The organism is Asanoa sp. NPDC050611 (assembly GCF_040654855.1).
In the GTDB taxonomy this organism is placed as follows: Bacteria; Actinomycetota; Actinomycetes; order Mycobacteriales; family Micromonosporaceae; genus Asanoa.
In genome coordinates this window covers 1-8,844 of the sequence record NZ_JBFAIU010000315.1, presented here as the reverse complement: position 1 = coordinate 8,844, position 8,844 = coordinate 1, and the positions used below count along the sequence as shown (strand labels likewise).

8 protein-coding genes are annotated in these 8,844 nt (G+C 70.3%); 4 read left to right on the top strand and 4 right to left on the bottom strand.

The window, feature by feature from the left end; translation table 11 throughout:
- Positions 1 to 69: 69 nt before the first annotated feature.
- From AB0H87_RS33040 to AB0H87_RS33030, 3 genes are all read right to left on the bottom strand, one after another.
- Positions 70 to 471, bottom strand: coding sequence for an acetylxylan esterase (locus AB0H87_RS33040; RefSeq protein WP_360154677.1), 402 nt, complete (start codon positions 469 to 471; stop codon positions 70 to 72).
- Positions 472 to 480: 9 nt separating this feature from the next.
- Complete coding sequence (locus tag AB0H87_RS33035) at positions 481 to 2,127, bottom strand: lectin (RefSeq protein ID WP_360154674.1); 1,647 nt, start codon at positions 2,125 to 2,127, stop codon at positions 481 to 483.
- 111 nt (positions 2,128 to 2,238) lie between these two features.
- A complete protein-coding gene (locus tag AB0H87_RS33030; protein WP_360154671.1) occupies positions 2,239 to 4,128 on the bottom strand; it encodes a lectin in 1,890 nt (629 codons plus the stop codon).
- A gap of 117 nt (positions 4,129 to 4,245) precedes the next feature.
- Between AB0H87_RS33030 and AB0H87_RS33025 the strand changes: the two genes are divergently transcribed.
- From AB0H87_RS33025 to AB0H87_RS33010, 4 genes are all read left to right on the top strand, one after another.
- Positions 4,246 to 5,343, top strand: a complete 1,098-nt coding sequence (locus AB0H87_RS33025; RefSeq protein ID WP_360154668.1) for a sulfite oxidase — start codon at positions 4,246 to 4,248, stop codon at positions 5,341 to 5,343.
- A gap of 45 nt (positions 5,344 to 5,388) precedes the next feature.
- Complete coding sequence (locus tag AB0H87_RS33020) at positions 5,389 to 5,916, top strand: hypothetical protein (RefSeq protein ID WP_360154665.1); 528 nt, start codon at positions 5,389 to 5,391, stop codon at positions 5,914 to 5,916.
- A gap of 106 nt (positions 5,917 to 6,022) precedes the next feature.
- The gene (locus AB0H87_RS33015; protein ID WP_360154662.1) at positions 6,023 to 7,120 is read left to right on the top strand and encodes a hypothetical protein; all 1,098 of its coding nucleotides are present in this window, start codon (positions 6,023 to 6,025) and stop codon (positions 7,118 to 7,120) included.
- 268 nt (positions 7,121 to 7,388) lie between these two features.
- Complete coding sequence (locus tag AB0H87_RS33010; RefSeq protein ID WP_360154659.1) at positions 7,389 to 8,459, top strand: hypothetical protein; 1,071 nt, start codon at positions 7,389 to 7,391, stop codon at positions 8,457 to 8,459.
- On the opposite strand, the gene AB0H87_RS33005 is transcribed toward AB0H87_RS33010, so the two are convergent.
- The coding region (locus AB0H87_RS33005; protein ID WP_360154656.1) for a nuclear transport factor 2 family protein at positions 8,449 to 8,844 on the bottom strand (396 nt) is incomplete at its 5' end. The two genes, AB0H87_RS33010 and AB0H87_RS33005, sit on opposite strands and share 11 nt — an antisense overlap.

Sequence of the window (8,844 nt, the reverse complement as noted above, 5' to 3'; positions counted from 1 at the left end):
CCCTCCGAGGCACGGTCGCCGCCGCCGGCGTCATGTCCGTCGGCGGTCCGCCCATGCGCACCGACGCGATCATGCGCCCGGGTCGGCCGTGTCGCCGGTGCGCCAGGTGCTGCCCTGGCCGCGGGTGTCCATCACGAAGTGGGCGTAGCCCGCGCTGGCGTACGCCAGCCACTCGATCGGCTCGCCCCGGCCGCCGCCGTAGCCGATGTACTCGACGATCGTCGGCAGCGGTCCGGACCGGTCGGCGGGCAGGATCAGCCAGCCCTTGATCGGGTCGCCGCCGTAGCCGGCGAACGTCACGTCGAACGTGTCGACCGTGCGCAGCAGCGCGTCGTGCGCCGCGAACTCGGCCGCGACCGGGATCCGCCCGGCCTCGTCCAGCGTGCGCCGCCAGAACTCGTCGAAATCGGCCGGCTCGGGCTCGTCGTAGTGATAGGCGGCCAGCTCGTCGAGGGAGAGGTCGAACTGCATGGCCCGATGCTACGGGGTAGCAAGATCGAACTGCTCCCACGGGCCGATCGCGGTGCGGTTGGCGATCAGCGGCGCGGCGCCGGCGTTGTCCGCGCAGACGTACCGGCCGTTGACCGTCGCCTGCAGGCTGACCGTCCCGTTGGCGTTGCGGATCAGCCGGAACGTCTCCCAGCCGCCGACGGCGGTGCGGTTCGCGATCAGCGGGTTCGCGCCGGCGTTCTCCGCGCAGACGTATCGGCCGTTGACCCGCGCCCGCAACGCCACGTTGCCGCCGCTGAGCTGCACGATGTCGAAGCCTTCCCAGGCGCCGAGCGACGCGCCGCGGGCGGCCAGCGGGCCGTTGCCGGCGTCCGTCGCCTGCACCCACAGGTTGTTGGCCCGCGACCGCAGCCCGGCGGCGCCGGTGGGCGGAGGGGTCGTCCCGACCACCGGCTGGGTCGGGCGGTTCGGGGTCAGGGCGAGCTGGCCCTTGAGCATCCGGCCGCCGTCGGCGGTGATCCGCAGGTAGTAGTCCGACGAGCAGGCCGTGCCGTCCTCGTCGAGGGCGCGGATGTTCGCACCGGCCGGCGTCGTGGCCTGGGTCTCCGAGGTCTTCGCGATCTGGTTGCCCTCGTTGTACTCGTCGAACATCGAGACGTAGAGGCCGGCTGACCCGAGCCGGATCATGTTGTAGAGATGGCGCCAGTAGAAGTCGCCGTGCCGGCGGTGACCCGACGACAGGTCACCGGGCATCACGCACGGTTGATAGTCGATCCCGTTGGCGTCGCAGTCGGCTTTGTCGGGCACGTTGACGTTGTTGTAGAAGGAGTCCAGCCCGGCCAGGTCGCCGGTGCGGCCGACCATCCACGGCGAGATCATGTTGAACGCGTGGTACACGCCGGAGAAGCCCGCGCGGGAGTCGTTGATCCCCTGCCGCCAGTAGGTGGGCACGCCACCGATCACGTAACAGCCCTGCGCCTTGAACCAGTTGACCACGTCGAGGCACGGTGCCGGTGCGAAGGGCCGCCCGGAGTCGTTGAAGCCGAAGCCCCAGATGCAGACGACCGGTTTGCCGTTCTGGCGGGCGTAGGCGGGCGAGGACACGTACGCCGACATCTTCGACGTCCAGTCGGTCTTGATCTCCGACTGCATGTTCGTCCAGCTCGTGACGTCATACATGATGTAGAACTTGCGCCCGTAGCGCTCGGCGGCGGCCCGCACCTTCGCCGCCATCGCGTCCCGCGTCGGTCCCTCCCCCGACACCGGGTTGAACCGCTGCAGCGCGGCCGTGTCGCAGCCGTACTGCTGCATCCACTTGAAATGGACATCGACGGTCTGGTCGTCGTACGACGAGAACAGCTGGGCCGGCTGCCCGTTGCCGAGATTCGGGTACGCGGTCGTGTAGCCGCGCGTGTACTCGCGCATGTCCGGCCACGAGACGATCGTCGTGTTCGACGGTGAGGGCGGCTGGAACCGGTCCCGCGACCAGTGCCACCACCCCCCGATCGGGGCGCCGTCGCCCGGGCAGGCGAACCAGCCCTGATAGCCCACCGAGATCTTGCCGACCACGTCGCCGGGCGGGCTGGGCGCGGCGGCACCGGCAACGGACGAACTGACGGCGAGGGCGGCGGCGCTGGCACCGGCGCCCGCGAGCACGGTTCGGCGTGTGATACCCATCGGGTCTTTCTCCCCTCGGGCCACCGCCGAATGGCCGAATAATGCCGGATTTGATGGACTGATCGGACCCACGGTAGTCCGAGAGGTCCGACCGGTCAACGTTCATCGATGTCAGGCCGGCACGGTCCACTTCTGGTTGCCGGCGCCCGTGCACGACCACACCTGCGTCGGCGTGCCGTTGGCCGAGTTGTTGTCGACCACGTCCAGGCACTTGTTGGCGCTGGCGCTGACCAGGTCCCGGGCCGCGGTCGCCGTCCAGCGCTGGTTGGCGCCGCCCGTACACGACCAGATCTGGACCCGGGCGCCGTTGGCCGTCGAGTTGTCCCGCACGTCGAGGCACTTGCCCAGGGCCCGCACGGTGCCGTCGGTGCCGATCGTCCACTGCTGCGCCGCGGTGCCGTTGCAGTCGTAGAGCTGCACCGCCGTGCCGTCGGCGCTGTTGGCCCCGGCGATGTCGAGGCACTTGCCGGCGAGCCCGGTGATCGGACCGGTGCGGCCGGTCGGCGGGTTCGTCGGGCCACCGCCACCCTGGGTGCCGGACCAGGTGAAGGTCGCGGTCGTCCGGGCCGGCATCGTGTACGTGAACGACTGTCCACCCCAGACGACCCGGATCGACTGGCTGCCCGTACCCCCGTTGTGTGCGATCAGCGCCTTGGACCCGTCACTGTTGCGCCAGGCGACGTTCTGCACGGTGCCGTTCGCGGTCGAGTCGATCCGCTGCGCGCCCGGGCGGACGAACCTGGTCAGGTGCCCGGTGGTGTAGTACTCGATCGTGTAGTCGACCTGCCCGGCTCGCGAACCGCCCTCCTGGACGGTGATCAGCCCGGTGCAGGTGCCGCATCCGCCGTTGTGGGGGCCCATCGACTGGTTGAGCGCGAGGCTCCACTTGACCACCGACTCGCTCCAGTTGCGGGTGTAGTTGACGATGTCGGCCATGTCCTCGTTGTGCTGGTTGCCGATCCACGTGCCGCCGGAGTGCTCCGTCGAGAACTGGTGCACCGCCGGGTACTGACCCTTCACCTGCGAGCCCACGGACGGGTTGCCGGAGTAGCCGTGCCAGGCGATGCCGGCGAACAGCGGGTCGTTGCGCAACGTCGCGTCGGAGACGATGCCCGCGCCGATCTGGCCCCAGTCGCCGTAGTTCCAGTCGTGCACCATGACCTTCGTGGTGATGCCGGCGGCGCGGAACGCGGGCAGCAGGTGGTTCTTCGTGAACTCCAGCAGCCCGGACGAGTTCCAGCTCATGCCGGGGTAGTTCATCGCCGTGGGGTTGCCGGCCTGGCAGCAGTTGGGCTCGTTCTGCACCGACACGTAGTTCACCGGGATGCCGGCCGCCTGGTACATCTGCACGTACTTCACGAAGTACTGGGCGTACATCGGGTAGTACTCGGCCCGCAGCCAGCCCATCTGGTCCATCCGGCCGTTGTCCTTCATCCAGCCCGGCGCGCTCCACGGCACGCCCTTGACCCGCAGGGCCGGGTTGAGCTGCCTCGCCTGCTGGGTCAGGAGCCGCACGTCGGTGTCGTACCCGTTGGCGTGGAAGTCGTTGAGGTTGCAGCACGTGTCGTCGAGCGAGACGTTGCCCGGCCGGGAGAGGTCCGAGGCGCCGATCGGGTTGCGCACGAAGGAGAGCCCGATGCCGTCCGTGGGGTGGAACAGCTTGCGCATCACGGCGTCCCGGGTGGCCGCGCTGACCTGACCACCGCGCAGGAGGTACGCGGTCGTGTCGGTGATCGACGCGCCGGCGCCCTCGAACGTCTGGTAGCGGGTGTTCTCGTTGACCGTGATCGTGTGCGTGGCGGCGGGGCTGCTGGCCGCGAACGCGACGGCCGCCTGCTGCTGCAGGCCCCGGGTGACGGTGCGGCCGCCGCCGTCGGAGGTGGTGGTCAGCCAGATGTTGACCGGCTCGTTCGCCGCGTACGCGGGAGGTGTCAGCGCGAACCCGGTGGCCGCCGCGACGACGCCCAGCGCGATGCCGGCGGCGATGCGTGCTCGTGACATGCTCGTCCCTTTCCTGAATCGATGAATGTCACGCCCTCGCCGACCAGGGCGCTATTAGGAAACACCCTTTACAGATCGATGTCAATGTGTACGTTGGCCGCCCGGTACGCTCAGGCGGTGAGACTGGACGAGATCAGCACCCCCAGCCGGGTGGCCGCCGACGACGAGGGCGTCAGCACCGCCGAACTCGGGTTGGCCGCCCGCAACCACGGCATGCCGCTCGAGGCGATGCGCTACGACCTGACCCCGCCGGGACTGCACTACCTGCTGATCCACTACGACATCCCGTTCGTCGACGAGTCCGCCTGGACCCTGCGCGTTCTCGGTGAGGTCGACCGGCCGCTCACCCTCGACCTGGCGACGCTGAAGGCGATGCCGGCCAGGACCGTCCGCGCGACGATGGAGTGCGCCGGCAACGGCCGCGCCCGGCTCGAGCCGCGTCCGGTCAGCCAGCCGTGGCTGGTCGAGGCCGTCGGCACCGCGGAGTGGACGGGCGTCCCGCTGCGCGACGTGCTCACCGCCGCCGGCGTCCGGCCGTCCGCCGTGGACGTGGTGTTCACCGGCGCCGACCACGGCGTCGAGCGTGGCGTGGAGCAGGACTACCAGCGCAAGCTGACCGTCGCGGAGGCCGGCGATCCCGACGTGCTGCTGGCTTATGCGATGAACGGCGCACCGCTCGCGCCGCAGCACGGCTTCCCGTTGCGGCTGCTGGTTCCGGGCTGGTACGGGATGACCAACGTGAAGTGGCTGAGCCGGATCGAGGTGCTGGCTTCCGCGTTCGAGGGCTTCCAGCAGAAGGCGTACGTGGTGCGGCAGCGCGCCGACGAGCCCGGCGAGCCGATCACCCGGATCGCGCCCCGGGCGCTGGTGATCCCGCCCGGGTTCCCGGACTTCATGACCCGGGGCCGGGTCGTCCGGCCGGGTCCGGTGACGCTGGAGGGGCGCGCCTGGTCGGGGCGGGCACCGGTGACGCTCGTCGAGGTGAGTGTCGACGGCGGCGCGACCTGGGCGGAGGCGACGCTGGCGCCCGACGGCGGTCACCGGTGGGCCTGGCGGCGGTGGACCCATGAATGGCAGGCCACGCCGGGTTCCTACGCGGTGACGGCGCGCGCGACGACGGCCGACGGTGAGGTCCAGCCGGTCGACCAGCCCTGGAACCGGGGCGGGTTCGTCAACAACGCCGTACACCAAATCCCGGTCACCTGCCTGGCGTAGCGTCGGCCTTTGGAACTGTTTCCATCGGGGGGAAGGAACAGCGCCATGGCTGGGAGGTCCAGGGGATTCTGGGCGAAGATCGGGGTCGGCGTGGCCGGCGCGGCGCTTGTGGTCGCAGGGGCCACGGCAGCGACCACCGCCGGCGCGACCGAGGCGAAAGGCGCACCGCCGGCGAGCGTGACGGTGCAGACCCGCAACGGGCCCAACGGGCCTTACCTGACCGACGGGCAGGGCAACTCGCTGTACCTGTTCGTGGCGGACAAGAGCAACACGTCGACGTGCAACGGCGCGTGCGCGGCGCAGTGGCCGCCGCTGGTCACCCAGGGCGCGGTGCAGGCCGGCAACGGCGTCGACGCGAGCAAGCTCGCCACGTCGAACCGGCAGGACAACACCAAGCAGGCGACGTACAACAACCACCCGCTCTACAAGTTCATCGCCGACACGGCACCGGGCCAGACCAACGGCCAGGGCGTGAACGCGTTCGGCGCGCTGTGGTGGCTGGTCAACCCGAACGGCGACGCCATCACCTCGGGCGGCCAGCAGCCCACTCCGGGCGGCGGCGTCACCTACTGAGGACCCGGTGTGGCAGGGGCTCCCCCTGCCACACCGACCGCACAAGCTGTCAAATCGAGGACAGCGATCTTCCGGTTTACCTCCGCGCGGGAGTACGAACGTCCGCGTGAATGGAGAGGAGCCCGGGGCGGACGCGCGTCAACTAACTGCTAAGACCGAGGCCAATGTGTCCTGCACCGGGAGCGAAACCCGGAATGCCGGGGCGGATACAGAACTGCTGCCTGGCATGGCAATGCTCCCGAAGCTGGCCGACGCGTACAAGTGCGGCGACAGCGACGCGCTGCTGCGTCTCCGCAGGACCTTTGAGGAGAGCAACGGCCCCATCTGCAACTCCTTCGTGGCCAAGTACTCCAGAGCCTGCGCGTTCCTGACCGAGCAAGGGTCGCACAGCGGTCGCCGCCTGTGGCTGTGGATAGACCGGCGCGACGTCGCGATGCGAAACCCGCCGTTCGTGGCGGCGTTGTGGCGCACCCTCTGGCTCGCGCGGCGGACCGAGTGTGCCTCTGGATCGACAATCTCGGAACGCACGCGAGTACTAGTCGCCGAAATGCTCTTTACTGTCACCGTCATGCTGCTCGGCACGCTGGACGTGGCGGTGCACAAGGGTGCGGGCACCGAGGAACTCGAGGAGGCTGCAAAGATCGCGAACGCGGAGCTCGACCGGATCGAAACGTACGTGGAACGCGACGCCATCCACAAGACGCTCCGCAATTACCTGTTGGGTCTGCCGCTCGGCGCGGCTTTCGTGGCGCTGCCGATCGCCGTGACGTGGCTACTAGGGCTGCCCGCCGACCTCAAGCAACTGCTCACCGTGTGCGTTGTTGGCGGTGGCGTCGGCGCAACGACGAGCGTGATGGTCCGCATCGCCCGAGGCCAGCAACTCTCCGTGGATGTTCATCAGGGCGGCGTGGTGACTCTTCTCGCCGGCATGTTCCGTCCTCTCGTCGGCGCGATTTTCGGTGTCGCGCTTTACGTCCTTGTTGCGGGCAGCCTGCTGCCGCTCGCGGTGGACACCGAAACTGCTGCTCACTTCTACGGCGGCCTGTCGTTCCTCGCGGGCTTCAGCGAACGGTGGGCTCAGGACACGATCATCCGGAGCGCCCCGATCGCACCGTCACCTGCGACCGCCGCCGCGAGCGACGGCCGCCGTACGGAACACGACGCGACGGCTCAGGCGACAGCGACACTACGTACAAACCTGTGATGAGGACGCTTTGGGCACGCGCGGGGGAATCGGTCCGCCAGCTGAATGTGTCGGAGAGCCGCGCCGCGTCACTTCGCCGACTTAGGTGTGCGTCGGCGCGCTTGAGCCGCTGACCCCGGCACTGCCGCAGGCGAGGGTGCCGCCGCGCTGCCGGCCGGTTTGGGCGGTGAGGTTCGACGGAGGGCCGGTCTCCGTTGCCAGAGGCCTCCGGTTTCCCGCCTGTGCCCAGCGTCTCCATTAGGGCTGGCTCGGGCAATAGTATGACAAAGTGGGCGATAACCACCAGCAGTCGCGGCAGCACGTCGTCGTACAGGAGATCATCGGGGCCCTTCGACCGCGGCGGGAGCCGGCGGCGCCGGCGTTGCCGGTGCGCCGGGCCATCGCGGTCGGGGCCGGGCCCCTGTTCATCGCGCTGCTCGTCGGCATCGCGTTCATCGCCGCGTTCGTCGGCGCCCTGCACAACCCGCGGCCGGTCGACGTGCCGGTCGGGGTGGTCCGCGGCGACCAGGCCGCGGAGTCGCTGATGGCCGCCGTCCGCGCGCAGGGTCCACGGCTGCTCGCGGTCGACTTCGACTCGCGCGCCGCGGCGGACCGGGCGCTGGACCGGCACCAGGTCTACGCGGTGCTGGCCACCGGCGGGTCGGGGCTGACCCTGACGGTCGCCAGCGCCGCCGGTCCGGCCGCGACGACGGTCATCAGCGCCATCCTGGCCGCGCAACGCGCCGGGGTCCCGCTGGCGGTCACCGACGCGGTGCCGGTCGTCACGGACGACCAGCGCGGCGTGGTGCCGTTCTACCTCGCGGTCGGGCTGGTCATCGGCGGCTACTTCGGCGGCATCGCGCTCAGCCTGGCGCTCGGCACGGTGCCGGCCACCCCGTCCCGGGCGGCCCTGCGGATGGGCGGCCTCGCCGTGCACGCCGCGCTGCTCGCGCTCGCCGGTGTGCTCATCGTGGGCCCGATCCTGGACATCTGGCACCGGCACCTGCCCGAGCTGTTCGGGGCCGGCCTGCTCCTGGCGTGGGCCGCCGCGCTGTTCGCCGTCGCCGTGCAGAGCTGGCTGGCCCGGATCGGGACCGCGCTGATCGTGCTGCTGCTGGTCGTCCTCGGCAACCCGGGGTCGGGCGGCATCTACTCGCCGGAGTTCCTGCCGGGCTTCTTCCGCGGCATCCACGAGTGGGACATCCCCGGGCTGGGCGCCGACCTGATCAGGTCGGTGATCTACTTCCCGGACGCGGCCCGCTCGCCGGCGGTCAAGCTCGCGATCTGGTGCCTCGGCAGCATCATCGTGCTGCTCGCGGCGACCGAGGTGCTCGGCCGGCCCCGCGCCCTCAGGAGGTGAGGTAGCGCCCGACCACGTCGCGGATCACGCCGTCACGCACGAGGTACGCGTACGTGAAGCGCTCCCGCCCGCCGGAACGGGTGGTGAACTCGTAGGCGACGACGAGCCGGTCACCCTCCCACCGCTGCTCGCCGGGGGCGTAACGACCACCGGCGTCGAGCACCTCGGGCCCGAGGAACCTGTCCATGATCGCGGCCCGGTCCGGGTAGATCCGCCCCACGCTGTCGAACCGCGCGTCGGGCGCGAACAGGGCCGCGACGGCCGCCCGGTCGCCGGCGTTCGCGGCTTCCGCGAACCGGTCCACGACGGACTCGGCACGGTCCCGGTCGACGAGCGCGGCCCGGTCGTCTACTGCGCCGAGTCGCCGGTGGCCGACCCGCTCGGC